General features: G+C 57.7%; 22 protein-coding genes. 14 read left to right on the top strand and 8 right to left on the bottom strand.

Annotated elements, in window-relative coordinates; all coding sequences use genetic code 11:
* Window positions 1-302: 302 nt before the first annotated feature.
* From GHO25_RS08545 to dksA, 4 genes are all read right to left on the bottom strand, one after another.
* Window positions 303-1,742, bottom strand: a complete 1,440-nt coding sequence (locus tag GHO25_RS08545) for a sigma-54 dependent transcriptional regulator (protein WP_048385642.1) — start codon at window positions 1,740-1,742, stop codon at window positions 303-305.
* A gap of 22 nt (window positions 1,743-1,764) precedes the next feature.
* Window positions 1,765-4,719 (bottom strand): sensor histidine kinase, encoded by a 2,955-nt coding sequence (locus GHO25_RS08550; protein ID WP_162208453.1) that lies wholly within the window; start codon window positions 4,717-4,719, stop codon window positions 1,765-1,767.
* A 239-nt stretch (window positions 4,720-4,958) separates the two neighbouring features.
* Window positions 4,959-5,855 carry a tRNA glutamyl-Q(34) synthetase GluQRS gene (gene gluQRS / locus GHO25_RS08560; protein WP_048373303.1) on the bottom strand — a complete coding sequence of 299 codons (897 nt, stop codon included), beginning with the start codon at window positions 5,853-5,855 and terminating at the stop codon, window positions 4,959-4,961.
* A 176-nt stretch (window positions 5,856-6,031) separates the two neighbouring features.
* Window positions 6,032-6,475: an RNA polymerase-binding protein DksA gene (dksA, locus tag GHO25_RS08565; protein WP_048373305.1), complete on the bottom strand. Its 444-nt coding sequence runs from the start codon at window positions 6,473-6,475 to the stop codon at window positions 6,032-6,034.
* A gap of 320 nt (window positions 6,476-6,795) precedes the next feature.
* Between dksA and GHO25_RS08570 the strand changes: the two genes are divergently transcribed.
* Window positions 6,796-7,968 (top strand): pyridoxal phosphate-dependent aminotransferase, encoded by a 1,173-nt coding sequence (locus GHO25_RS08570; protein ID WP_153390587.1) that lies wholly within the window; start codon window positions 6,796-6,798, stop codon window positions 7,966-7,968.
* Complete coding sequence (sfsA, locus tag GHO25_RS08575; RefSeq protein WP_048373309.1) at window positions 7,968-8,675, top strand: DNA/RNA nuclease SfsA; 708 nt, start codon at window positions 7,968-7,970, stop codon at window positions 8,673-8,675. The genes GHO25_RS08570 and sfsA overlap by 1 nt, the downstream gene beginning before the upstream one ends.
* Here sfsA and GHO25_RS08580 read toward each other — a convergent pair.
* Window positions 8,658-8,996, bottom strand: a complete 339-nt coding sequence (locus GHO25_RS08580; protein WP_153350513.1) for a Rieske 2Fe-2S domain-containing protein — start codon at window positions 8,994-8,996, stop codon at window positions 8,658-8,660. The two genes, sfsA and GHO25_RS08580, sit on opposite strands and share 18 nt — an antisense overlap.
* Before the next feature lie 173 nt (window positions 8,997-9,169).
* On the opposite strand from GHO25_RS08580, the gene GHO25_RS08585 reads away from it, so the two are divergent.
* The 3 genes from GHO25_RS08585 to GHO25_RS08595 are packed head-to-tail and all read left to right on the top strand — an operon-like array spanning window position 9,170 to window position 11,846.
* On the top strand, window positions 9,170-10,045 hold the full coding sequence (locus GHO25_RS08585) for a hemin ABC transporter substrate-binding protein (RefSeq protein ID WP_153327506.1): 876 nt from the start codon (window positions 9,170-9,172) through the stop codon (window positions 10,043-10,045).
* A gap of 50 nt (window positions 10,046-10,095) precedes the next feature.
* Window positions 10,096-11,079: an iron ABC transporter permease gene (locus tag GHO25_RS08590; RefSeq protein WP_178110034.1), complete on the top strand. Its 984-nt coding sequence runs from the start codon at window positions 10,096-10,098 to the stop codon at window positions 11,077-11,079.
* On the top strand, window positions 11,079-11,846 hold the full coding sequence (locus GHO25_RS08595; RefSeq protein WP_153327509.1) for a heme ABC transporter ATP-binding protein: 768 nt from the start codon (window positions 11,079-11,081) through the stop codon (window positions 11,844-11,846). The genes GHO25_RS08590 and GHO25_RS08595 overlap by 1 nt, the downstream gene beginning before the upstream one ends.
* 329 nt (window positions 11,847-12,175) lie before the next feature.
* Here GHO25_RS08595 and GHO25_RS08600 read toward each other — a convergent pair whose 3' ends face one another.
* The 3 genes from GHO25_RS08600 to GHO25_RS08610 form a co-directional block, all read right to left on the bottom strand.
* Window positions 12,176-12,448 carry a TfoX/Sxy family protein gene (locus GHO25_RS08600; RefSeq protein ID WP_048373320.1) on the bottom strand — a complete coding sequence of 91 codons (273 nt, stop codon included), beginning with the start codon at window positions 12,446-12,448 and terminating at the stop codon, window positions 12,176-12,178.
* 247 nt (window positions 12,449-12,695) lie between these two features.
* Window positions 12,696-13,037 (bottom strand): pentapeptide repeat-containing protein, encoded by a 342-nt coding sequence (locus tag GHO25_RS08605; RefSeq protein ID WP_048373322.1) that lies wholly within the window; start codon window positions 13,035-13,037, stop codon window positions 12,696-12,698.
* A 90-nt stretch (window positions 13,038-13,127) separates the two neighbouring features.
* Window positions 13,128-14,684: a bifunctional aminoglycoside phosphotransferase/ATP-binding protein gene (locus tag GHO25_RS08610; RefSeq protein WP_048373324.1), complete on the bottom strand. Its 1,557-nt coding sequence runs from the start codon at window positions 14,682-14,684 to the stop codon at window positions 13,128-13,130.
* Window positions 14,685-14,800: 116 nt separating this feature from the next.
* Between GHO25_RS08610 and mrcB the strand changes: the two genes are divergently transcribed.
* From mrcB to msrQ, 9 genes are all read left to right on the top strand, one after another.
* Entirely contained in the window at window positions 14,801-17,125 is a 2,325-nt protein-coding gene (mrcB, locus tag GHO25_RS08615; RefSeq protein WP_048373327.1) for a penicillin-binding protein 1B, read from the top strand.
* 16 nt (window positions 17,126-17,141) lie between these two features.
* Complete coding sequence (locus GHO25_RS08620; RefSeq protein ID WP_048373329.1) at window positions 17,142-17,867, top strand: M48 family metallopeptidase; 726 nt, start codon at window positions 17,142-17,144, stop codon at window positions 17,865-17,867.
* Between the two features lie 7 nt (window positions 17,868-17,874).
* Window positions 17,875-18,204: a YqcC family protein gene (locus GHO25_RS08625; protein WP_048373331.1), complete on the top strand. Its 330-nt coding sequence runs from the start codon at window positions 17,875-17,877 to the stop codon at window positions 18,202-18,204.
* A gap of 431 nt (window positions 18,205-18,635) precedes the next feature.
* Window positions 18,636-20,360, top strand: a complete 1,725-nt coding sequence (locus GHO25_RS08630) for an acetolactate synthase 3 large subunit (protein ID WP_048373343.1) — start codon at window positions 18,636-18,638, stop codon at window positions 20,358-20,360.
* Between the two features lie 2 nt (window positions 20,361-20,362).
* Complete coding sequence (gene ilvN, locus GHO25_RS08635; protein WP_153390589.1) at window positions 20,363-20,854, top strand: acetolactate synthase small subunit; 492 nt, start codon at window positions 20,363-20,365, stop codon at window positions 20,852-20,854.
* Between the two features lie 50 nt (window positions 20,855-20,904).
* The gene (gene ilvC / locus GHO25_RS08640; RefSeq protein ID WP_048373335.1) at window positions 20,905-21,921 is read left to right on the top strand and encodes a ketol-acid reductoisomerase; all 1,017 of its coding nucleotides are present in this window, start codon (window positions 20,905-20,907) and stop codon (window positions 21,919-21,921) included.
* A 145-nt stretch (window positions 21,922-22,066) separates the two neighbouring features.
* A complete protein-coding gene (pssA, locus tag GHO25_RS08645; protein WP_048373337.1) occupies window positions 22,067-22,924 on the top strand; it encodes a CDP-diacylglycerol--serine O-phosphatidyltransferase in 858 nt (285 codons plus the stop codon).
* Window positions 22,925-22,987: 63 nt separating this feature from the next.
* The gene (msrP, locus tag GHO25_RS08650) at window positions 22,988-24,001 is read left to right on the top strand and encodes a protein-methionine-sulfoxide reductase catalytic subunit MsrP (protein ID WP_048391514.1); all 1,014 of its coding nucleotides are present in this window, start codon (window positions 22,988-22,990) and stop codon (window positions 23,999-24,001) included.
* The gene (msrQ, locus tag GHO25_RS08655) at window positions 24,001-24,615 is read left to right on the top strand and encodes a protein-methionine-sulfoxide reductase heme-binding subunit MsrQ (RefSeq protein ID WP_153327514.1); all 615 of its coding nucleotides are present in this window, start codon (window positions 24,001-24,003) and stop codon (window positions 24,613-24,615) included. Before msrP ends, msrQ begins: the two co-directional genes overlap by 1 nt.
* Window positions 24,616-24,793 lie beyond the last annotated feature (178 nt).

Genomic DNA, 24,793 nt, shown 5'->3' on the forward strand with positions numbered 1-24,793 from the left:
CCTCTCCAAAACAATCAGTTAGCTGCGCCTCCGCCGTGTTGTTTTTGTTATGCGTGAGCCGATACGTCTTATTTTTATTGTGTGTTGCTGTGATTCTTATTGTTCTTGTACGAATACATATAGCAGGGGTCGTGCCAACTTTTGCGCGGGCCAGCAAAATAAGGGGTTTTCTGGCTTTTCACTTTTTGGCAGGCCAAAAAAAGCCGGGGTTTCGTTACCGTAAACCCCGGCTTTTGTTACGTGATTAATCAGCGGTAACAGTTTTCTCTCGGTGTGAGGTGTTACCTGCAGCGTTACCCGTTTCAGTTTTCGCTGGCGACACCGGTTTTTCTGCGCGGAATGCCCAGGCGTTGGCGACGTTCCCACAGGCATTTACGACTCACCCCCAGCTTGCGGGCCAGTTCGGTCTCGGTCATGTGGTCTTGATGCTCCAGAACGAAGTGCTGGAAGTAGTCTTCCAGTGACAGGTCTTCGGTCGGGTCCAGGCTGGTGTTACCGCTGCTGATGCTCTGTTGCGGGGCCAGGCCGATAAAATCGTCGTCTTGCAAGTCGCTCAGTTCGATGTCGATACCCAGCAGGTCGGCCGAGATTTCCGGGCTTTCGCACAGGATCACGGCGCGCTCTACGGCGTTCTCCAGCTCGCGAACGTTACCCGGCCATGAATAATGGCTGATGGCGCGCTCTGCGTCAGGGGCGAACTTGAGGTCGGTACGGCCAATACGGGCGCTTTGACGGGCGAGGAAAGCGCGGGCGATTTCGATAACGTCAGCGCCGCGTTCGCGTAAAGGCGGCAATTTGAGCGCGATAACGTGCAAGCGGTAGTACAAGTCTTCACGGAACTGGCCAACCTTGGCCAGGTTCTTGAGGTCTCTGTGGGTCGCAGCGATCAGGCGCACATCGACTTTTTGCGACTGCACCGAGCCCACGCGGCGGATCTCGCCTTCTTGCAGCACGCGCAGCAAGCGCGCCTGGGCTTCCAGGGGCAGCTCACCGATTTCGTCGAGGAACAGTGTGCCGCCGTCGGCGGCTTCGACCAGCCCGGCACGCCCGGCGCTGGCGCCGGTAAACGCGCCTTTTTCGTGGCCGAACAGTTCGGATTCGATCAGGGATTCAGGAATGGCCGCACAGTTGACCGAGATCATCGGGGCCTTGGCGCGTTTGGACAGGTTGTGCAGGGCGCGGGCAACCAGTTCTTTACCCGTGCCCGACTCACCTTGAATCAGCACATTGGAATCTGTGGGCGCGACTTTGCGGATCTTGCTGTACATGTCGAGCATCGGTGGGCATGAGCCAATGATGCCGATTTCACCGTTGCTGTTGTCCACCGTGTTTTTGTCGGTGTTACCGGGCTTGGCGGCCGGGCGGTCAGCGGCGGCCACCGTCTGGCTGTTTTGCCGATCGCGCAGGATGCGCGCCACAGCCTGGAGCATTTCGTCGTGATCAAACGGCTTGGCGATGTAGTCAACCGCGCCCATTTTCATTGAGTCGACGGCTGAGCGCAGGCTGGCGTAGCTGGTCATGATCAGTACCGGCTTGCCTTGGCCCAGCTTGATCAGCTCGGTGCCGGGCGCACCGGGCAGACGCAAGTCGCTGACTATCAAGTCGAACGAGGGAATGCTGAAACGCTCTTGCGCTTCCTGTACCGAGCCAGCTTCGCTGACCTGGTACTGATTACGCTCTAACAGGCGGCGCAACGCGGAGCGGATGATTGTTTCGTCTTCGACGATCAAAATATGCGGCATTGATTCAGTTCTCTCGACGGTCTCAGTTCACAGCGGACGTCGCTTCGACATGACGCGGTAGTGTCACCCGAATACGGGTTCCGCGTTGGCTCTGAATGTCAGCCGGGCTGTCGATGGTGATTTGTCCATAATGCTCTTCAACGATGGAATAGACCAGTGCAAGGCCCAAGCCGGTGCCTTCGCCAGGGTCCTTGGTGGTGAAGAAAGGTTCGAACAATCGGTCCATGATGTTCTTCGGAATTCCGCTGCCTTCGTCTTCAACGATCAGGTCGACCGTGTGCTCGCTGGCTTCGCTCTTGACCCGCACGGCGCTGCCGGCAGGCGAGGCGTCGCGGGCGTTTGAGAGCAGGTTGATCAACACTTGCGCCAAGCGCTGCGGGTCACCGTCGACCCAGTGATCGGGGTCGCACAGGTTGTAAAACTGCACCTCAAAGTTGCGCCGGTTCAAGGCCAGCAGACCAATGGCATCCTGCGCCACTTCGGCCAGACAGACGGGCTCGTCATTGTGCTGATGGCTACCCGCGTGGGCGAAACTCATCAGCGACTGCACAATGCGCGAGATGCGCTTGGTCTGCTCAAGGATCTGGCTGCTGATTTCGGTCAGTTCGCCGTCGTCCTCGCGCTCTTCGCGCAGGTTTTGCGCCAGGCAAGCGATGCCGGTTACCGGGTTACCGATTTCATGGGCTACGCCCGCGGCCAGTCGCCCAATGCTGGCCAGCCGCTCGGAGTGCACCAGTTTGTCTTCGAGCATCTGTGTTTCGGTCAAGTCTTCGACCAGTAACACCAGGCCACTGTTACCCGGTGCCAGCGGTTCATCAATGGCCGCTTTGTGCAGGTTCAACCAGCGAGTTTGGCCGTCGAGGGCCAGATGCTGTTTGTGCAAGTGCTCGTCGGGCAGGTCGATAAAGCCCTGCAGCAATTCGCGCCACGGGTTGCCCAGGGTGTTCAGGCGTGAACCGACCACCCGCTGGGCGGGAATGCTGGTCAGTTCTTCCATGGCTTTGTTCCACATCAGGATCTCTTGGTCCTTGGCCAGCGAGCACACGCCCATGGGCAGCTCTTGCAACGTTTGGCGGTGATAGCGGCGCAAGGCATCGAGTTCGGCGGCCAGGCCGGTCAGGCGCGAGTGGTAGTCCTCAAGCCGACTTTCGATGAAGTGAATGTCTTCGGTGACGTAGTTCTCGCCGCCTGATTTGTAAGGCAGAAAGGTTTCAACCATGTCTTGGGCAACGCTGGGGCCCATCAGGCCCGACAGGTTGGCTTCGATCCGGTCACGCAAGCGCCGCAAGGCGTACGGCCGCCGCTCGTCGAAGGGCAAGTACAGGTCGCGCAAGGCTTGCTCGACTTCCTTTTGCGCGGCCTTGGCGCCCAGAGGTTTGGCCAGTTGGGTAGCAAATTCTTGCGGGGAGGCGGCATGCAGTTCGCGACGTTGCGGGCGACGCACGTTGTCTACCGCACAGGCTTCGGCGGCGCTGGCTTCTTCGGGGCTGGCGTTGGTGAACAAGGAGATCAGGGTGAACATCAGAACGTTGGCGGCGAGCGAGGCGATGGCTGCCATGTGCCAGCTGGTATCGTCCAGCACGTAGATCATGTCGAGCCACGGGATGTAGAAGCCCTGGAAGTTACCGATCAGAGGGAACAGCATGCTGCCCATCCACACCACGATCCCGGCCAGTAGCCCGGCGATAAAGCCGCGTCGGTTTGCCGTTGGCCAGTATAGGACCGAGAGCACGCCCGGCAGGAACTGCAAGGTGGCGACAAAGGCGACGATACCCAGGTTGGCGAGGTCTTGCTCGGCGCCCAGCAGCAGGTAAAACCCGTAGCCGGCCATGATGATGGCCACAATCAGTGCGCGGCGGGTCCACTTCAGCCAGCGGTAGATATTGCCTTCTGCGGGCGGTTGATACAGCGGCAGCACCAGGTGGTTGAGCGCCATGCCCGACAGCGCCAGGGTGGTGACGATGATCAACCCGCTGGACGCCGAAAGCCCGCCGACATAGGCCAGTAACGCCAGGGCTTTGCTGTTGGCTGTGATGCCAATCCCTAGGGTGAAGTACTCGGGGTTGGTGGTGACGCCCAGCTTGAGCCCGGCCCAGAGAATCAGCGGCACGGCCAGGCTCATCAGCAGCAGGAACAGGGGCAAACCCCAGCTGGCGCTGACTAGCCCGCGCGGGTTGAGGTTTTCGGTGAAGGTCATGTGATACATGTGCGGCATCACAATGGCCGAAGCAAAAAACACCAGCAGCAAGGTGCGCCAAGGGCCTTCTTGCAGCGGGGTGTGCAGGGCGGCGAGGGCGGTCTGGTTTTGCAGCAGCCAGACTTCCAGTTGCTGCGGGCCACCAAACACGCCGTACAGCGCATAAAGGCCAACACCGCCGATGGCGACCAGCTTGATCACCGATTCAAAGGCAATGGCGAACACCAGCCCTTCGTGCTTCTCACGCGTGGCGATGTGCCGTGAACCGAAGAAAATCGTGAACAGGGTAATCATCGCGCAGAAACTCAGGGCTACGCGGTGTTGCACCGGTTCTCGGGTCAGGATGCTGATGGAGTCGGCCACGGCCTGAATTTGCAGGGCCAGCAGCGGTAACACGCCGATCAGCATGAAAATCGTGGTCAGCGCGCCCGCCCATGAACTGCGAAAGCGAAACGCAAAAAGGTCTGCCAGTGAAGATAACTGGTAGGTGCGGGTGATTTTTAAGATGGGGTAGAGCAACACGGGCGCCAGTAAGAACGCGCCGGACACCCCGAGGTAGCTGGATAAAAAGCCGTAACCGTATTCGTACGCCAGGCCCACGGTGCCGTAGAACGCCCAGGCGCTGGCGTAAACACCCAGTGACAAGGTGTAAGTCAGCGGGTGGCGGATGATCGCGCGCGGGATCATGCCGCGCTCACTGATCCACGCCACCGCAAACAGCACCAGCAAATACGCGGCGCTGACCAGCACCATCTGGGTCAGGCTAAAGCTCATCGGCATCTTTTTGGCTCTGAAGAATAAAGGTCACAACGATCAGAATCAGCCAAAGCAGATACGGCCTGTACCAGGCCCCCGTCGCGTCAATCCACCAATCCATGATGGCGGGGGAAAACAGGTAGATCCCGACAACCAGCAACAGGACCAATCGATAGATATACATCCTGCCCTCACTTTTGCTGGCCGCATGCCCTAAAAACGTGCGGCGATGGTAACGGATGGCTGGCAACCTGCAAGGGCTGTCAGCGTAATTGCGCTTCGGCCAGGGTGAGCGTGCGCGGGATCAGCCCGGCATTCCAGTGCGCAATGCCCCAATCGAGGATCTCACGCGGGCTGGCGCCATCAAGGCTTTCGTCCGGAGCCTGGCCCAGTGCTCGCAGGGCGCGAAGCAGCAGGGGCGAGGCTTGATCGGGTGTCAGCGGCGGCGAGCGGTACGATTTGCCCAGCTTGTGGCCGTCGGGTTGAACGATCAGCGGCACGTGCAGGTAGCGAGGCTGTGATAACCCGAGCAACTCTTGTAGGTATAGCTGACGCGGTGTGGAGTCGAGCAGGTCGGCGCCGCGCACGATATCGGTGACCCCTTGCCAGGCATCATCGAGCACCACCGCCAGTTGGTAGGCGTACAGGCCATCGCGGCGGCGGATGACAAAGTCCCCTGCGTCACGGCCCAAATGCTGGCGGAAGGTGCCTTGTACGCGGTCTTCAACGGCGTATTCAAGTTCAGGCACGCGCAGGCGAATGGCGGCGTTTTCCATTGAATGGCCAGCGTTACGGCACAGCCCGGGGTAAATCCCGTTATAGCCTTCGAGTTGTTTGCGCGAGCAGGTACAGGCATAGGCCAGACCCTGGCTAAACAAGCGGTCCACAACCTGTGCGTAGGCGTCATGGCGCTCGCTTTGGCGGACCAGTTCACCGTCCCACTCAAACCCATAGCGTTGTAGAGCGTCGAGTATGGCGGCTTGAGCGCCGGGCATTTCACGTGGTGGGTCGAGATCTTCCATACGCAACAACCAGCGCCCGCCTACGGAGCGTGCGTCAAGGTACGAGGCGAGGGCGGCCACCAGCGAGCCGAAGTGCAAATGACCGCTGGGCGTCGGGGCGAAGCGCCCGATATAGGAGGGGTTTGGAGAGGCTGTCATGGGGGCATGCATTTTTTGTGGGAGCGGGCTTGCTCGCGAGGGTTTCGGCGCGGTCATTCAGGCCTGTCATGGCGTCTGCATCGCGAGCAAGCCCGCTCCCACAGGGGGCCACGTCAATGTGTAAATCCAGAAACAAAAATGGGGCGTTCGCACGCCCCATTTGGTCAGGCCGGCGATTACTTGCCGACTTGTTTTTCCTTGATTTCAGCCAAGGTTTTGCAGTCTACGCACATGTCCGCCGTCGGGCGGGCTTCGAGTCGGCGAATACCGATTTCGACGCCGCAAGACTCGCACCAACCGTACTCTTCGTCTTCGATCAGTTGCAGGGTCTTGTCAATTTTCTTGATGAGCTTGCGCTCACGGTCGCGGGCTCGCAGTTCCAGGCTGAATTCTTCTTCCTGGCTGGCGCGATCAGCTGGGTCAGGAAAGTTGGCCGCTTCGTCTTTCATATGATCAACGGTGCGGTCGACTTCCTGCATCAAGTCCTGTTTCCACTTTTGCAGAATCTTGGTGAAGTGCTTGCGCATAGGCTCGCCCATGTACTCTTCACCCGGCTTTTCAACGTAGGGCTCGAAGCCGCTAAGCGATTGAGTATTCTGTTGCTGTGCTTGTGTGGGCATGAAATGGACCGCCTCTGTTCTTCTAATCCATTGCGCAGGATTGCAACATCACCGACACCTGCCGGCCCTGCGGCTGCAAGCGGGCGAACTTACCAGATCAATTCGGGCCGCGCTACTCCCGGTTGTCTAGCCTGTTGTCAGCGATCGTGTACAAAGCCTGTCGTACTTAAGATTAGTGGCAAATTAATATTTTAGCCGAGCTATGACCGGGGCTTGCGCCGTTTGGTTCTACGCACGGGCAGTCTAAGACTCTATTTCGCTCTCCCTTGTGACAGTGCTTGGGTAGAATCGGACTTTTGCTTACCCAGGAAGGCAGGCTCATGGCTCAGTCTTACAGTGCGCGCAGCCGCGCGATCGAACCATTCCACGTCATGGCGTTGTTGGCGCGTGCCAACGAGTTGCAGGCGGCGGGGCACGATGTGATTCACCTGGAGATTGGCGAGCCCGATTTCACCACGGCCGAGCCGATTATCGCGGCGGGCCAGGCTGCCCTGGCCGCGGGTAAAACCCGTTACACCGCAGCCCGCGGCTTGCCGGAGTTGCGTGAAGCGATTTCCGGGTTTTATCAACAGCGTTACGGCTTGAGCATCGACCCTTCGCGCATTCTGATCACCCCAGGCGGCTCTGGTGCTTTGCTTTTAGCCAGCAGCCTGCTGGTTGATCCGGGAAAACACTGGTTGCTTGCAGATCCGGGCTACCCCTGTAACCGGCATTTCTTACGCTTGGTTGAAGGGGCCGCGCAGTTGGTGCCGGTCGGCCCTGATGTTCGCTACCAGTTGACGGCCGACCTGGTTGAACGCCACTGGGATCAAGACAGTGTGGGCGCGCTGGTCGCGTCCCCGGCGAACCCGACCGGGACACTCTTGAGCCGTGATGAGCTGGCCGCCTTGTCGGCCGCGGTCAAGGCGCGTGGTGGGCATTTGGTGGTGGACGAGATCTATCACGGCCTTACTTACGGCTGTGAGGCTGCCAGCGTGCTTGAGGTGGACGACAGCGCCTTTGTGCTCAACAGCTTCTCCAAGTATTTCGGCATGACCGGCTGGCGCTTGGGCTGGCTGGTGGCGCCGCCGGAGGCCGTCGCTGACCTGGAAAAGCTCGCGCAGAACCTCTACATCAGCGCTCCGAGCATGGCCCAATATGCGGCGCTGGCGTGTTTTGAGCCACAAACGCTGGCCATTTTGGAAGAGCGCCGCGCCGAGTTTGGACGCCGTCGCGACTTTTTGCTGCCCGCGTTGCGAGCGTTGGGATTCGGCATTGCCGTGGAGCCTGAAGGTGCGTTTTATTTGTACGCCGATATCAGCGCGTTCGGCGATGATGCCTTCGCTTTTTGCCGTCACTTCCTCGAAACCGAGCACGTTGCCTTTACGCCGGGCCTGGATTTTGGACGTCATCAGGCCGGGCATCACGTGCGCTTTGCCTACACCCAGAGTTTGCCGCGCCTACAGGAAGCGGTTGAGCGAATTGCCCGTGGCCTGCAGAGCTGGAAAAACTGATGCAGTTCTCTCCAGCCTTAGAAGAAGGGCGCCTGATAAAGCGTTACAAGCGTTTTTTGGCCGACATCGAAACCGTCACCGGCGAGCTGCTAACCATTCACTGTCCCAATACCGGTTCGATGCTTAATTGCATGGTCGAAGGCGGGCAAGTCTGGTTCAGCCGCTCCAATGACCCCAAGCGCAAACTGCCGGGCACCTGGGAGATCAGCGAAACTCCGCAAGGGCGGCTGGCGTGTGTGAACACCGGGCGTGCCAATCGTTTGGTCGAAGAAGCGCTGTTGGCCGGGGTGATCACCGAGCTCAATGGTTTTACCGCGCTCAAGCGTGAAGTGGCTTACGGGCAGGAAAACAGCCGGATTGATTTCCGCCTGGAGTACCCGGAGGGCTTTGCCTTTGTCGAAGTCAAAAGTGTCACCTTGGGTTTTGACGACACCCGTGTGGCGGCGTTTCCGGATGCGGTCACTCAGCGCGGCGCCAAGCATTTGCGTGAGCTGGCCAGCCTGGCCCGTGAAGGCGTGCGGGCGGTGCAATTGTATTGCGTCAACCTGACCGGGATCGACGCGGTACGCCCGGCGCAAGAAATCGATCCGGGCTACGCGGCGGCTTTGCGTGAAGCGGTGGCGGCAGGTGTGCAAGTACTGGCCTATGGTGTCAGCCTGACGTCTGACGCGGTGGTGGTTGATCGCCGGTTAGACGTCATCCTCTGACTCATCGTGTGTCAGCCAGATCCCTTGGTTGTCTTCATGGCAGCCAAGGGCGGTCAAAAATTGCCCGGCGCAAGGCCCGGCAACGCATTCCCCGCTCTCAATCAAAAACAACGCAGCGTGGGTCGCGCACTGGATCAGGCTGGCGCTGGGGTCGAGGAATTGGTTGGGCTGCCATTCCAGCGGCACACCGCGATGCGGGCAGCGATTTTTATAGGCGTAGACCTGACCGGCCCGGCGCACGACAAACAGGCGGATACCGTCCTGTTCAAAGCCCAGGCTGGCACCTTCGGTCAGTGACGCTGAGGGGCACACATATTTCATTACAATCCTTAACCTACCCTGATGTATGAATCGATCCGCGTGATGGCGCACGTTAAGAGGTTGACGTGCAAATGCAAACAATTATCAAATGGCGGGCTGCTCTGTGATGTGCTGTTTTGACTGGCGGCACTGCCGTTGCTCCGTTGAGCCCACTTATCAAGGAACGCCCCCGTATGCGCCTGAGTACCCGCCTGATAATGCTTTGTGCAGGCTTTATGATCAGTCATGTCAGCCTGGCTGACGAGTTGCCCCAACGCTGGGTCAGTGCCGGGGGCGCGCTTTCGGAGTGGGTCAGCGCTTTAGGCGCGGAGTCTAAATTGGTTGGGGTCGATACCACCAGCCAACATCCAGAATCACTTAAGTCGCTGCCCAGCATCGGGTATCAGCGGCAACTGTCGGCAGAGGGGATTTTGAGCCTCAAGCCGGATGTCTTGATCGGCACCGAGGAAATGGGGCCACCGCCGGTGCTGGCGCAGATTCGTAACGCCGGTGTGCCGGTTGAAATGTTCTCGGCCGAAGCTGATCTGCCCACCCTTGAGGGTACTCTCGCGCACTTGGGGCGCCTGCTGGGGGATGAGGCTAAAGCGGCGCAAGTGTTCAAGGCGTATCAGCAGCAACTGGAAGCGCTGCAACAGCAGGTCAAACAGGCACAAGCCCAGCACACATCGCCGGGCGTGCTGCTGCTGTTGGGGCATGCAGGCGGCAAGCCACTGGTTGCGGGCAAAGACACGGCGGCAGACTGGTTGCTGACACAGGCCGGTGGTCACAACCTGGCCACGCACACGGGCTATAAAACCTTTTCCGTAGAAGCGCTGGCAGGTTTGAACCCTGACGTGCTGGTGTTTGCAGACCGTAGCCTGACTGGCGACGAGGCGCGCAAAGCACTGATGAAGGAAAACCCGATTCTGGCCTCGCTCAAGGCGGCCAAAGACGGGCGTATTTATGAGCTGGACCCAACGCTACTGGTAGGCGGCCTGGGCCCGCGCTTGCCGGATAGCTTGAAGCAACTGACGGCTGAATTTTACCCAGCGGCTCCGGCTAACCCATGAGGACATTGGTTAAGCCTCGCCCGTTGTTTATCGGGCTGAGTGCGCTGTGTCTGATAGCCATCTGGTTGTCGTTGGCGTTGGGGCCGGTGAGTTTGCCGTTGCTCGACACCTTGCGTGCGGCCTTGCGCTTGATCGGCGTGCCGATAAATGGCGACGGGCTGGAACAGGCTGAGTTGATCTTGGGGCAGATTCGCTTGCCCCGCACGTTACTCGGTTTGGCCGTGGGCGGTGTACTGGCGTTGTCCGGTGTGGCTATGCAGGGCTTGTTTCGTAACCCTCTGGCTGACCCCGGCCTGGTGGGGGTGTCCAGTGGTGCGTCACTGGGCGCGGCGATTGCGATTGTCGGCGGCTCAGCCTTTGGCGGTTTGCCCGACGCGTTTGGCCCTTATTTACTGTCGATCTGTGCGTTTCTCGGTGGGTTGGGGGTGACGGCACTGGTTTACCGGCTTGGCCGCCGTAACGGGCAAACCAGCGTGGCAGTGATGCTGCTGGCGGGTATCGCCCTCACGGCGCTGGCCGGCTCGACGGTGGGGTTGTTCACGTACCTGGCCGATGACGCGACGTTGCGCACCCTGACGTTCTGGAACCTGGGCAGCTTGAACGGCGCCAGTTATGCCCGATTGTGGCCTCTGCTGTTTGTGACCGTGGCGGTATCCCTATGGTTGCCACGCCGGGCCAGCGCGCTTAACGCTTTGTTGCTGGGCGAGTCCGAAGCTAATCACCTGGGCATCAATGTAGAAGGGCTCAAGCGCGAGTTGGTGTTCTGCACCGCGCTGGGCGTTGGGGCGGCAGTGGCTGCGGCGGGCATGATCGGCTTCGTCGGTTTGGTGGTGCCGCATTTGGTGCGGCTGCTGGCCGGGCCGGATCATCGGGTGTTGTTGCCCGCGTCGGTACTGGCGGGCGCTGCTTTGCTGCTGTTTGCCGACCTGATTGCGCGCTTGGCCTTGGCTCCTGCTGAAATGCCGATTGGTATCGTGACCGCATTTTTGGGCGCGCCATTCTTCCTTTACTTGCTGTTGCGAGGCCGCCACTGATGCTGCGTACAGAAAACCTGCAGATTCGTCGTGGCCCTAAAAGGGTGCTGACTGACATTACCCTTGAGGTGCGGCCGGGTGAAGTGCTGGGAGTTCTGGGGCCCAACGGTGCCGGTAAAAGCACCTTGCTGGCGGCGCTGTGCGGGGAGTTGGCGCCAACCGAAGGGCAAGTCTTGCTGGATGAGGATGCATTGAGCCAGTGGAAGGGCGCTGAGCGGGCGCAGCGTCTTGCCGTGTTGCCACAGACATCGACCCTCGATTTTGCCTTTCGTGTTGAAGAGGTGGTCGGTATGGGGCGTTTGCCCCATCAGACCGGCACCGTGCGCGATGCCGAGATTATCTGTGCGGCGCTGGAGGCGGCTGATGTCGGGCATTTGGCGGGGCGCAGTTACCTGGCGTTGTCCGGCGGCGAGCGACAGCGGGTTCACCTGGCACGGGTGCTGGCGCAGTTGTGGCCGGGGCAAAATGGGCAGACGTTGCTGCTCGATGAACCGACCTCGATGCTTGACCCTTTGCATCAGCACACAACCTTGAAAGCCATTCGTGCCTTTGCTGATCGTGGTGCTGCGGTATTGATCATCCTGCATGACCTGAACCTCGCCGCGCGTTACTGCGATCGTCTGTTGTTGCTTGAAGACGGCTACCCGCGCGCCTTGGACAGCCCGCAAGTGGTGTTGCAGCCGCAGTCGCTCAAAGACGTGTTCGGGCTGGATGTGTTGGTGCAGCCACATCCGGAATTAGGGCACCCGGTAATTATTGCGCGCTAACAACTTAAGCGGGCTGACGAGATATCGCCGAGTAGGAGCTGCCGAAGGCTGCGATCTTTTGATCGTGAAAGTCAAAAGATCGCAGCCTTCGGCAGCTCCTACAGGAGGCGGCGGAGTAATCGGGTTTTTTACAGGCAAAAAAAGACCCGGCAAGAGCCGGGTCAAATAACCGTGATTAGCCTGATGAGGAGATTTTCTGAGAGTCCGAACCAAGGGCCTTCCAGAAGATCGACTGGCCTCGCGACCAGATGGCGTAATAATAACAATTCTCATTTTCATGTCAACAGCTGTTTTTCAGCTTTTTTTGCGCCACCGATAAACGGTGCGGGTTAGCCTTTTTTCAGCTTGAACAAATCTTCTACTTGCTCATTCAAAAACGCCTTTCTGTGCGGGGGGATGTCGTTCCAGTGAACGTCCAGCAGCGCGCCCTCAATGGCATAAAGCAGCACTTTGGAGGCCCGAAAGCCTCTGGCCTTGACGGCCCGGTAAGCCTCGACCGCCCCGCGGCGCCTTAAATCCGAAGCGCTGTGGATACCGACAGCGTGCAACCATTGCGCCGAGGTTTTCCCAAGGTTTTTTAGATGCTGGAGTTCATCTTGCATCAGCTCTCCTTGCGACGGCGTGAGCTCAGCGCTTATGAGTCAAGACAGGTGAGCTGAAGTGTAGCGGCTGATAAGAAAGCCGCCGTCCGTTAGTCGTTTTTGGAACAAGCAGCCGCAAAAAGTGCAGGAGATGGCGTTAGGGCTGTTAGAGGGATTGATGCAAAGGCCCGAGCCAGAGCGCTTGCCTCAAATTGCAGGCAACAGTCGCCAACGCCGGGCGGGCGTTGGGGCGAATGTCGTATTTGGTTTATTTGGTGCGGTAGCGCAAGCGTGTGCCGAAGTTGACCGACATCAGGATTTCATCCGCGGTCAGTTCGACCGGAAAGTAGGCGCCTGAAATTTGCGCATGGGCCAGGCTGGCGCCTTCGATACAGGCGTTACGCAAGTCCAGGCCACGTAGATCGGCAGAACGGAAATAGGCGTCGGTAAAGTCCACGCTGTCCGCATTTAACTCACGCAAATCCAGCCCGCGAAAGTCGCCGCCTCGCATATCAATGTGTCCGGATGGACGCTGTTGGTTAAACCCGCTGATGTTGTCTTCATGCAGTAACGTGTAGAGCGCCGATTGAAGCAAGGCTGGGCGGCTCATGGGGCGTCTCCTGATGGATGTACACCAATATTATAGTGCCACTATTGGCGTGCCGCGAAACCCTTGCAGTTTCGCGGCACGGGCAAGCACTTACAGCCCTGGCAGGCGTTGACGGATATCGCTGATCAGGGTGTCCAGGCTTTTGCTGTTGTTGGTTTCAACCGGTTTGCTGCGCAGGACTTCATCTGCCCCGAGTGGCTCCCGGCTGGCTTGTTGCGCTCGGACAACGTCCATGGTCGCGTCAGACGGGTCGTTGCCAAGGCTATTGCGATGAGCCAGCCAGCCTTCGATTACGGCGTCGGGTGCGGTGCAGTCGAGGATCAGGCACGGTACGCCCGTTGCTTCGGCAACTTTGGCGGCAGCGTCGCGTTGTTCGCGTTTGAGGTAGGTGGCATCAATGACCACCGGGAAGCCCGCGCGCAGCACGATGCCGGCCAGTTCATGCAGTTTGTCGTAGGTCGCGGCACTGGCGTCAGCGCTATAAATGCCATGGCCAACGGTGTTGTCGCCGGTTTGCTCGCCAAACAATTGCTTGCGAACGACATCGGAGCGCAAACGAATGGCACCCAGGGACTCAACCAAACGCATCGCAACAGAGCTTTTACCGACGGCTGAAACGCCGTGGGTGATGGTCAGGAAGCGTGAAGGGATGGTGCTGTAGCTTTCGGCCAGGTTGGCGTAGTTGCGGTACTGGCGCAGGGTGGCCGCGCGTTGCACTGCGCTGGCTTCTGCCGGCATGCTGAACAGGCTGACTTTGGCACGAACCAGGGCGCGATAGGCTTTGTAGAAGTTGAGCAGCTCAAGCCCTTGATAGTCGCCGGTCAACTCCAGGTACTGGCTGACAAAGCGGCGCGCCAGGCACTTGAGGCCGCGATCTTCAAGGTCCATGGCCAGAAAGGCGGTGTCGGCGTACACGTCGGTAAAACGGAACGGCTCGTTGAATTCGATGCAGTCGAAAATCACCACTTTGCCGTCGATCATGGTGGCGTTGCCCAGGTGGATGTCACCATGGCATTCGCGGATAAACCCTTGGGCCTTGCGTTGTTCGAGCAGTGGCTGGAGACGGGTGAAGCTGGCTTCGGCCCAGGCTTGAAGGGCATCGAGTTGCAGCAGGTCAGCCTTGTCGGACAGGAAAGGGCGGATCTGCTCGAAGTTCTGACGCACGGGCTCCATGACGGCTTCAGGGGTGCCTTGGTGATGTTCCAGCGGGACATGCGGGGCGTGTGTGTGGAAATGGGCAATTTGCTGGGCCATTTCGTCGATGTGCGCAGCAGTCAGTTCGCCATTGGCCTGCAGCGTGCTCAGCAGCTGGCTTTGCGGGAATTGGCGCATTTTCAGCACGTACTCGATAGCCGGGCCTTCGCCGCCGAGTTGAGGCGCGTCGGCACTGCCGGTGATCGGCAGTACGTCCAGGTACAGGCCTTCGGTCAGGCGCTGGTTGAGGCGCAGTTCTTCATTGCAGAAGAATTCGCGGCCACTGAGTTCGGTGAAATCAAGAAAGCCGAAGTTAACCGGTTTTTTGATTTTGTAGGCGTAGGGCCCGGTGAGGATAACCCAGGAAATGTGGGTCTCGATAACCTGAAACCCGTCGACTTCATGCGGGTATAAGCTCGGATTTTGTAGCGCGGTAATCAGGTTCTGGCTCACGGTCGGTCCTTCTAAAGGCGGGAAAATTCAATGCGCCATTATGGCTGTTGACAGCGGTCGTGCAAACCGCCGGACGCGCATGATGAACATGAGCAAAGTGCGTATAATCCCGCGCCATGACTCGAACTCGATCCCCCCGCTCCCGTTCCAAACGTCCTTCTGGTGGCCTGCGGCCCTGGCTGGGTTGGGCCCTTAAGCTCAGCCTCGTCGGCCTGGTGGTGCTGGCAGGTTTTGCTGTTTACCTCGATGCCATCGTGCAAGAGAAGTTTTCTGGCAAGCGCTGGACTATCCCGGCCAAGGTGTATGCCCGGCCGCTGGAGCTGTTCGTCGGCCAGAAACTCAGCAAGAACGACTTTTTGACTGAACTCGATGCACTCGGCTATCGCCGCGAAAGTGTGGCCAATGGCCCCGGTGCAGCCTCGGTGAATGGCAACACGGTTGACCTGAACACCCGTGGTTTCCAGTTTTATGAAGGTGCTGAGAAAGCGCAGCCAGTACGGGTACGTTTTTCTGGCGATTATGTGTCGGAACTGACCTCGACCAACGGCGCCAAGTTGCCCGTGGTGCGGCTTGAGCCGTTGCTGATTGGCGGCCTTTATCCGAAAAACCTCGAAGACCGGATTCTGATCAACATTGATCAGGTACCGCCGTACCTGCTCGATACGCTGGTAACGGTAGAAGACCGCGATTTTTATCATCACTTTGGCGTATCGCCCAAGTCGATCGTCCGTGCCCTGTGGGTCAATACCTCGTCCGGGCAAATGCGTCAGGGCGGCAGTACGTTGACTCAACAATTGGTCAAGAACTTCTTCCTGACCAACGAGCGCAGCCTCAGCCGCAAGCTGACTGAAGCGATGATGGCGCTGCTGCTTGAAATGCATTACGACAAGCGCGAGATCCTTGAGGCTTACCTCAACGAAGTGTTTGTGGGGCAGGACGGCCAGCGTGCGGTGCATGGCTTTGGTTTGGCCAGTCAGTTCTTCTTTAGCCAGCCGTTGTCCGAGCTCAAGCTGCATCAGGTGGCGTTGCTGGTGGGCATGGTTAAAGGGCCGTCGGCGTATAACCCGCGTCGTTACCCTGAGCGTGCGCTTGAGCGGCGTAACCTGGTGCTCGATTTGCTGGAGCAGCAAGGCGTGGCGACGGCCGAGCAAGTCGCTGCGGCTAAAAAGATGCCGCTGGGCGTGACCAAGCGAGGCAGCCTTGCAGACAGCTCATTCCCGGGCTTCCTGGATCTGGTTAAACGTCAATTGCGTGAAGACTATCGCGACGAAGACTTGACCGAAGAGGGGCTGCGGATCTTCACCAGTTTCGACCCGATCTTGCAGATGAAGTCTGAAGCGGCGGTGGGTGACACCTTCAAGCGTCTGGCTGGACGCAAAGGCGCAGACGAAGTTGAAGCGGCGATGGTGGTTACCAACCCTGAAACCGGTGAGGTTCAGGCGTTGATTGGCAGCCGTCTGCCGGGCTATGCAGGCTTTAACCGTGCGCTGGATGCGGTGCGCCCGATTGGTTCCCTGGTCAAGCCTGCGGTGTATTTGACCGCACTTGAGCGCCCAAGCCAGTTCACGCTGACCAGTTGGTTGTCGGATGAGCCGATATCGATCAAAGGGGCAGATGGCCAGGTCTGGACGCCGCAGAACTATGACCGTCGCTCTCACGGCACGATTTTCCTTTATCAGTCGATGATGAACTCTTTCAACCTGGGGACTGTGCGGCTCGGGCAGCAGGTCGGCGTGCCTAACGTGCTCAAGACGCTGGCGCGGTTGGGGGTAGAGCGTGAATTTCCGGCCTTCCCGTCCATGTTGCTGGGCGCTGGTGCGCTGAGCCCGATGGAAGTGGCAACGATGTATCAGACGCTGGCCAATGGCGGCTTCAATACACCGATGCGCGGCATTCGCAGTGTGCTGACGGCTGAAGGCGAGCCGCTGAAACGTTACCCGTTCCAGATCCAGCAGCGCTTCGATCCGGCCTCCATTTACCTGATCCAGACGGCAATGCAGCATGTGATGCGCGAAGGTACTGGGCGTTCGGTCTATAACGTATTGCCGAAAAGCCTCACGCTGGCGGGTAAAACCGGTACCAGTAACGACTCGCGTGATAGCTGGTTCGCAGGCTTCAGCCAGGATCTGCTGGCGGTGGTGTGGCTGGGGCGTGATGACAACGGTAAAACCCCGTTTACCGGTGCGAGCGGCGCCTTGCAGGTGTGGACCAGCTTTATGAGTAAAGCCGATCCATTGCCGCTGGATATGCCGCAGCCGGACAACATTGTTAAAGCCTGGATTGATCCGCATACCGGGCAAGGGTCTGATGCGAGCTGCCCGGGCGCTGTGCAGATGCCGTATATTCGCGGCAGTGAACCGCCTGCTGGAGCCGGTTGTGGTGCGCAAGCACCCGCGACAGGTGAAGCGGTGATGGATTGGGTCAAGGGCTGGTTGAATTAAGCAAAGAGGGTGTGACGTGAACAAGTGGTGGATTCCGGCTGTTTCAGCCCTGGCTTTGCTCAATGGTTGTGCGAGCGTACCGCAGGGCTCGATCCCTGTTGTCGACTCCGGTGTTCGGGTGTCGAACAGCGAGCGTGTTTCGGCGCAGCGTACGACCCGTAATTATCCACAGGCCACTGCGCCGCGTGCTGCTCAGACTCAGGCAATCCCTCAGGATTCAGGTGTGGTGGTGATGGTGCCGGGTGGTGGAGCGGCGGTTTCGACGCCGATTCAGACCCAGCCGATCACGCCGGGGCCGATTACCCCTGGCCCGGCGGCGCCGATCAGCACCGGCAGCTATGCGCCGACAACGACTTACACCGCGCCGGCGCCGATTACGCCGAGTGGCATTCCGTCCAGCAGTGGCGGCTTGGCAGCAGATGAGCAACTGGATGGGCCGGTGTTGGCGCTGCTGACCACTGCTCAACAGCAGCAGGCGAGTGGCGACCTGAATGGCGCCTCGTCGAGCCTTGAGCGGGCACAGCGCGTGGCACCACGCGAGCCGCAAGTGCTCTACCGTCTGGCAGAAGTGCGTATGGCGCAAGGGGATGCGGCTCAGGCTGAGCAGTTTGCCCGCCGTGGTTTGACCTTCGCGAGCGGTCGTCCGGACTTGCAGGCGAGCTTGTGGGGCTTGATTGCTCAAGCGCGTGATAAACAAGGTGATGCGGCTGGCGCTGCATTGGCCCGTCAAAAAGCCAGGTAAGTTTCTGATGGATGCTCGTTTTGCGGCGATTGCCGAACAATTATTGCTGATTGAACGTGAACTGCGCGTACAGGGCTGGTGGGACGATGTGTCTCCCAGTGCTGAGGCGCTGAGCAGTGTTGAGCCTTTTTCGGTCGACACGCTGGACTTTCACCAGTGGCTGCAATGGATTTTCCTGGTGCGGATGAAGCAGATCCTTGAACAGGATCTTCCTCTGCCCAAGGTCTCGGGCATTCTGGAGATGGCCGAGATGGTGTATGCCGAGCGCCCTCAAGAGAGCCTTGGGTTGCGGGCTGAGCTGAAAAAGTTCGACCAACTGATCACTGACGCTGGTTAATTGCCTGGCTGCCGGTTTTTCCGGCAGTCTTGCGCATATTTCTACCGCTTTGCGCCATCTAGGCGAGTTTTATCCCTTCTCAAGCCCCTTTCTTCTACGTTCACATGCGCTTAGTTGGAGAAAAGCGCAATTATTGCTTGACTTGGAGGGGCTGAAACACAAGAATCCAGACACCGCTGTACAGGGACTGCCAGAAGCAGACCCTCTCAGCAGATCATGAGGCGCATACCCGCGCCGACCTGTTACACCCGCAACGCGTTACCTCGCGCTGGGTGGGAAAACCCCGCAATATTTGGGGCGCTCCCAATACTTGCTCAGTCAGTGCTGACGTAGTCGGCGACCACCGTCGCTCATGCTCTGCTGAGAAGTAAACCTATTAAGACCCGTTCGTATTTTGTGAGCGGAATTCTGGCGTTTTAGAGGTGAACAACGTGGAGCTTTTATCTGGCGGTGAGATGCTCGTCCGCTTTTTGCGCGACGAAGGTGTCAACTATATCTACGGGTACCCTGGTGGTGCTCTCCTGCATGTCTACGACGCACTGTTCAAAGAACCGGAAGTTACCCACATCCTGGTTCGTCACGAACAAGCTGCTACCCATATGGCTGACGGTTACGCCCGTGCCACCGGTAAAGCCGGTGTGGTACTGGTGACTTCCGGGCCGGGTGCTACCAACGCTATCACCGGTATTGCTACTGCCTACATGGACTCCATTCCGATGGTGATCATTTCTGGCCAGGTGCCTAGCACTATGGTCGGGACCGATGCCTTCCAGGAAACCGACATGATCGGTATCTCGCGTCCTATCGTGAAGCACAGCTTCATGATCAAGCACGCGTCGGAAATCCCGGAAGTCATGAAAAAGGCGTTCTACCTCGCGCAATCCGGTCGTCCTGGTCCGGTCGTGGTCGATATCCCGAAAGACATGACCAACCCGGCTGAAAAGTTCGAATACGTTTTCCCTAAAAAAGCCAAACTGCGTTCTTACAGCCCGGCTGTACGTGGGCACTCGGGGCAAATCCGCAAAGCAGTAGAAATGCTCTTGGCGGCCAAGCGTCCGGTTCTTTACGCAGGCGGCGGCGTTATTTTGGGTGGCGGTGCTGCACCGTTGACCGAACTGGCGAAAATGCTCAACGTCCCCGTGACCAATACGCTGATGGGCTTGGGTGCCTACCCTGGCACAGACCGTCAGTTCATTGGCATGCTCGGCATGCACGGCAGCTTCACTGCCAACATGACCATGCACAACGCGGACGTGATTCTGGCGGTGGGTGCGCGCTTTGATGACCGTGTTATCAACGGTGCTTCCAAGTTCTGCCCTAACGCCAAGATCATCCATGTTGATATCGACCCGGCGTCCATCTCCAAAACCATCAAGGCAGACGTGCCAATTGTCGGCCCGGTCGACAGCGTGCTGACCGAAATGGTTGCGATCCTCAAGGACATTGGCGAGAAGCCAAACCCTGAAGCGGTTGCCACCTGGTGGAAGCAGATTGATGAGTGGCGCGGCGATCGCGGATTGTTCCCTTACGACAAGGGCGACGGCAGCAAGATCAAGCCACAAGCTGTGATCGAAATGCTCTGCGAAGTGACCAAGGGCGATGCGTATGTCACGTCCGACGTGGGCCAGCATCAGATGTTTGCGGCTCAGTACTATCGCTTCAACAAGCCTAATCGCTGGATCAACTCTGGCGGTCTGGGCACGATGGGCTTCGGTTTCCCGGCAGCAATGGGTGTGAAACTGAGTTTCCCTGATGATGACGTCGCGTGTGTAACAGGCGAGGGCAGCATCCAGATGAACATTCAGGAATTGTCGACGTGCCTGCAGTACGGTCTGCCGGTCAAAATCATCAACTTGAACAACGGTGTTCTGGGGATGGTTCGTCAGTGGCAGGACATGAACTACGGCAGCCGTCACTCGCACTCTTATATGGAATCGCTGCCTGACTTCGTCAAGCTGGCTGAGGCCTATGGGCATGTGGGTATCCGGATTACCGATCTCAAAGACTTGAAGCCGAAAATGGAAGAAGCCTTTGCCATGAAAGATCGCTTGGTATTCCTGGATATTCAGGTGGATACCAGTGAGCACGTTTACCCGATGCAGATCAAAGATGGCTCCATGCGCGACATGTGGCTGAGCAAGACGGAGCGTACTTAATCATGCGGCACATTATTTCTTTGCTTCTTGAAAACGAACCCGGTGCTCTGTCTCGCGTTGTTGGGCTTTTCTCGCAACGTAACTACAACATCGAAAGCCTGACGGTGGCACCAACGGAAGACCCGACTTTGTCGCGTCTGACGCTGACCACGGTGGGCCACGACGAAGTGATTGAGCAGATCACCAAGAACCTGAACAAGCTGATCGAAGTGGTCAAGCTGGTGGATCTGTCAGAGAGCGCTCACATCGAGCGTGAGCTGATGCTGGTCAAAGTCAAGGCAACCGGTGCCCAGCGGGCAGAAATCAAACGCACTACAGACATATTTCGTGGGCAAATTGTCGACGTCAGTAGCAGCGTTTATACCGTACAGTTGGCGGGCACTAGCGATAAGCTCGACAGTTTCATCCAGTCGATTGGTACCGCCTCGATCCTGGAAACAGTTCGCAGTGGCGTGACGGGTATTGCCCGTGGCGACAAAGTACTCAGCATCTAAAACTTACAAGTGCTAACGGCCTGAATGGCCTGGATACATAAAGGAAAATCATGAAAGTTTATTACGACAAAGACTGCGACCTTTCGATCATCCAGGGCAAAAAAGTAGCCATTATCGGTTACGGCTCCCAGGGTCACGCTCAAGCGTGCAACCTGAAAGACTCCGGTGTAGACGTTACTGTTGGTCTGCGCAAAGGTTCGGCCACTGTCGCTAAAGCTGAAGCTCATGGTCTGAAAGTAACTGACGTTGCCAGCGCTGTTGCCGCTGCTGACCTGGTCATGATTCTGACCCCGGACGAGTTCCAGTCGTCTCTGTACAAGAACGAAATCGAGCCGAACATCAAGAAGGGCGCTACCCTGGCCTTCTCCCACGGTTTTGCGATTCACTACAACCAGGTTGTTCCGCGTGCTGACCTCGACGTCATCATGATCGCGCCAAAAGCGCCGGGCCACACTGTACGTTCCGAATTCGTTCGTGGCGGCGGTATTCCTGACCTGATCGCGATCTACCAGGACGCTTCGGGCAACGCCAAAAACGTTGCACTGTCTTACGCTTCGGGCGTGGGCGGTGGTCGTACCGGTATCATCGAAACCACGTTCAAAGACGAAACCGAAACCGACCTGTTCGGCGAACAAGCCGTTCTGTGTGGCGGTACTGTTGAACTGGTTAAAGCCGGCTTCGAAACACTGGTTGAAGCAGGCTACGCGCCAGAAATGGCTTACTTCGAGTGCTTGCACGAGCTGAAGTTGATCGTTGACCTCATGTACGAAGGCGGTATCGCCAACATGAACTACTCGATCTCCAACAACGCTGAATACGGCGAGTACGTGACCGGCCCAGAAGTGATCAACGCTGAATCCCGTCAAGCAATGCGTAACGCTCTGAAGCGCATTCAAGACGGTGAATACGCGAAGATGTTCATCAGCGAAGGCGCTACTGGCTACCCTTCGATGACTGCCAAGCGTCGTAACAACGCTGCACACGGTATCGAAGTGATCGGCGAGCAACTGCGCTCGATGATGCCTTGGATCGGTGCTAACAAAATCGTCGACAAAGCTAAAAACTAAGTCAGTACGATCTTGAAAAAACGCGGCCCTGGCCGCGTTTTTTCGTTTAAGCGGCAGCTTCTGGTATAAAGCAGGAACGTTTGCGGGTGAAAGTTGGTCTGCAAGCTTCTATTGAAACTTTCCATATCGTTGCAAGGTAATGTCCATGAGCGAACGTCCCGAAGAGCCAAAACAGGCTTCTGACGCCGATAGCCTGCTGCCTATCGATGAGCATGTCGAAGAAGGGCATGACGCTGAAGGCCGTAAGGTCCGGCATCGTGGTATCTATCTGCTGCCCAATCTTTTTACAACGGCAAACCTGTTTGCCGGTTTCTACTCCATCATCAGTTCAATGAGTGCGCAAAGCGCAATGAGCGCTGGTGATGCTGCGGGCGCAAGCAAGTATTTTGCATTTGCCGCCATCGCGATTTTTGTCGCCATGGTGCTGGACGGCCTTGATGGCCGGGTCGCTCGTATGACTCATACCGAAAGTGCCTTTGGCGCCGAGTATGATTCCTTGTCTGACATGGTTGCTTTTGGCGTGGCGCCAGCGCTGCTGGCGTTTGGTTGGGCGCTGGGCGACATGGGCAAGGTCGGCTGGATGGTGGCCTTCATTTATGTAGCAGGCGCGGCGTTGCGTCTGGCTCGCTTCAATACGCAGGTCGGTACAGCAGACAAGCGTTATTTCATCGGTCTGGCCAGCCCGGCTGCGGCAGGTGTCGTAGCCGGTATTGTTTGGGCGTTCAGCGATTACGGGATCCAGGGATCGAAAATGTCCTTCCTGGTGGCCTTGTTGGTGGCTGCGGCGGGCATGCTGATGGTCAGCAACATCAAATACAACAGCTTCAAGCAGCTGGATTTGAAAGGGCGCGTGCCGTTTGTGGCGATCCTGGCGGTGGTGTTGGTGTTCGCTGTGGTGTTCAGCGATCCGCCGCGTATTCTGCTGCTGGCTTTCCTGGTGTATGCCGCTTCGGGCCCGATTCAATATTTATTGCATCTGCGCCGTAACAAAACCGGCGAGTGATGTAATTTCCCCCAAACTCCGTAGTCTATTGGTGCATCAGCCCTCCAATACTGCGGAGTTGTCATGCTAATCAAGTTGCCTAAAGCGTCCGACTGCAAAGAGTCGGACGTAACCCCTGAGTCCTTCTATTTATCTCGCCGTGCATTGCTGGGTAGCTCGCTTGCAGGATTAGCCGTGAGCGCACTGCCGCGTTGGGCAAATGCCACTGATGCTTCGCGCTACGCTGATGTTGAACCGGGCAAGGCGCCGGGCTGGTTTGCCGAGAAACTCCCGCAGACCCAGTGGCAGGCAGTGACAGTCAAAGGGGAGGCCATTACGCCTTTCAAAGACGCTACTCACTACAACAACTTCTATGAGTTTGGTACTGACAAAGGCGATCCGGCGCAATACGCGGGTGCTTTGAAAACCGAGCCATGGACGGTGGTCGTGGATGGCGAGGTGGGTAAGCCTGGGCGTTATGCCCTTGAGGACTTCATGAAGCCTTACCAGTTGGAGGAGCGGATCTATCGGTTGCGCTGTGTAGAAGCGTGGTCAATGGTCATTCCCTGGATGGGATTCCCCCTGTCAGCGTTGCTTAAGCAGGTTGAGCCCACTTCGAAAGCTAAGTTCATACGCTTTGAAACCTTGAAGGACCCGAAAGTCATGCCGGGCCAGCGCTCTGACTTTGCGTTGATTGATTGGCCCTATGTAGAAGGCTTGCGTCTGGATGAGGCGATGAACCCGTTGGCCATATTGGCGGTGGGGATGTATGGCCGCGAGTTGCCTAATCAGAACGGCGCGCCACTTCGTTTGGTTGTGCCGTGGAAGTATGGCTTCAAGAGTGTGAAGTCGATTGTGCGAATCAGCCTGGTTGAGGAGCAGCCGAAAACCACCTGGCAGAGTATTGCGGCCAATGAATATGGCTTCTATGCCAATGTGAACCCGCAAGTCGATCACCCTCGCTGGACGCAAGCGAGGGAGCGACGCCTGCCGAGCAGTTTGTTTAGCCCTAATGTGCGGGATACGCAAATGTTCAATGGCTATGCGGATGAAGTCGCTTCTTTATATACCGGCCTGGATCTGCGGAAGAATTACTGATGAAGTTTGCACTGTGGCGTATCGGCGTATTTATAGCGGCTGCCATCTGGCCTTTGTATTGGCTCTATGAGGCGTGGAGCTTTGCCTTGGGGCCGGATCCCGGAAAGGTGTTGGTTGATCGGCTGGGGCTCGGGACTCTGGTTCTGTTGCTGGTGACCTTATGCATGACGCCCATGCAAAAACTGACGGGCTGGCCGGGGTGGATTGCGGTCCGCCGTCAGATCGGGTTGTGGTGTTTTGCCTATGTGGTGTTGCACCTGTGCGCCTACTTGTTCTTTGTACTTGGGCTCGACTGGTCCCAGTTGGGTGTTGAGCTCAGCAAGCGGCCTTACATTATTGTCGGCAGCTTGGGCGCTCTATGTTTGTTGGCGCTGGCGGTGACCTCCAATCGTTACAGTCAAAGGCGGATGGGAGCGAGCTGGAAGAAGTTGCATCGCTTGGTATACGTGGTTGTAGGGTTGGGTCTTTTGCATATGTTGTGGATTGTGCGTGCAGACCTGAAAGAGTGGTCGATCTATGCCTTTATAGGGGCGTGCCTTTTACTGCTGCGCATCCCGCCGGTGATGCGTCGGATCCCTCGTCTATATAAGAAGAAACCAGTAGTGGCTACTTAATTCAAATTAAGGCTTGACTCAGAATTCTAGCGGCCTATAATTCGCACCACTTCCGGCGCAGTCGAAACGGAAAACTCCTTGAATATCAATGAGTTGGATGATTTTGACGGTGCCAGCTTCAATTCATCGAAGCAGGAAATGAGGTGTTGACAGCAGCGTGTAACGCTGTAGAATTCGC

This window comes from Pseudomonas sp. FSL R10-1350 (assembly GCF_009600525.1).
Taxonomy (GTDB): Bacteria; Pseudomonadota; Gammaproteobacteria; order Pseudomonadales; family Pseudomonadaceae; genus Aquipseudomonas; species Aquipseudomonas helleri.

Bases quoted from the DNA above. Each gene is read 5' to 3' on its own strand.
- ilvC (WP_048373335.1), top strand. From the start codon at position 20,905: ATGAAAGTTTATTACGACAAAGACTGCGACCTTTCGATCATCCAGGGC.
- GHO25_RS08600 (WP_048373320.1), bottom strand. From the start codon at position 12,448: ATGCAAGATGAACTCCAGCATCTAAAAAACCTTGGGAAAACCTCGGCG.
- mrcB (WP_048373327.1), top strand. From the start codon at position 14,801: ATGACTCGAACTCGATCCCCCCGCTCCCGTTCCAAACGTCCTTCTGGT.
- GHO25_RS08580 (WP_153350513.1), bottom strand. From the start codon at position 8,996: ATGAAATATGTGTGCCCCTCAGCGTCACTGACCGAAGGTGCCAGCCTG.
- ilvN (WP_153390589.1), top strand. From the start codon at position 20,363: ATGCGGCACATTATTTCTTTGCTTCTTGAAAACGAACCCGGTGCTCTG.
- GHO25_RS08550 (WP_162208453.1), bottom strand. From the start codon at position 4,719: ATGCCGATGAGCTTTAGCCTGACCCAGATGGTGCTGGTCAGCGCCGCG.
- gluQRS (WP_048373303.1), bottom strand. From the start codon at position 5,855: ATGACAGCCTCTCCAAACCCCTCCTATATCGGGCGCTTCGCCCCGACG.
- msrQ (WP_153327514.1), top strand. From the start codon at position 24,001: ATGAAGTTTGCACTGTGGCGTATCGGCGTATTTATAGCGGCTGCCATC.
- GHO25_RS08570 (WP_153390587.1), top strand. From the start codon at position 6,796: ATGGCTCAGTCTTACAGTGCGCGCAGCCGCGCGATCGAACCATTCCAC.
- dksA (WP_048373305.1), bottom strand. From the start codon at position 6,475: ATGCCCACACAAGCACAGCAACAGAATACTCAATCGCTTAGCGGCTTC.
- GHO25_RS08605 (WP_048373322.1), bottom strand. From the start codon at position 13,037: ATGAGCCGCCCAGCCTTGCTTCAATCGGCGCTCTACACGTTACTGCAT.
- sfsA (WP_048373309.1), top strand. From the start codon at position 7,968: ATGCAGTTCTCTCCAGCCTTAGAAGAAGGGCGCCTGATAAAGCGTTAC.
- pssA (WP_048373337.1), top strand. From the start codon at position 22,067: ATGAGCGAACGTCCCGAAGAGCCAAAACAGGCTTCTGACGCCGATAGC.
- msrP (WP_048391514.1), top strand. From the start codon at position 22,988: ATGCTAATCAAGTTGCCTAAAGCGTCCGACTGCAAAGAGTCGGACGTA.
- GHO25_RS08595 (WP_153327509.1), top strand. From the start codon at position 11,079: ATGCTGCGTACAGAAAACCTGCAGATTCGTCGTGGCCCTAAAAGGGTG.
- GHO25_RS08585 (WP_153327506.1), top strand. From the start codon at position 9,170: ATGCGCCTGAGTACCCGCCTGATAATGCTTTGTGCAGGCTTTATGATC.
- GHO25_RS08625 (WP_048373331.1), top strand. From the start codon at position 17,875: ATGGATGCTCGTTTTGCGGCGATTGCCGAACAATTATTGCTGATTGAA.
- GHO25_RS08545 (WP_048385642.1), bottom strand. From the start codon at position 1,742: ATGCCGCATATTTTGATCGTCGAAGACGAAACAATCATCCGCTCCGCG.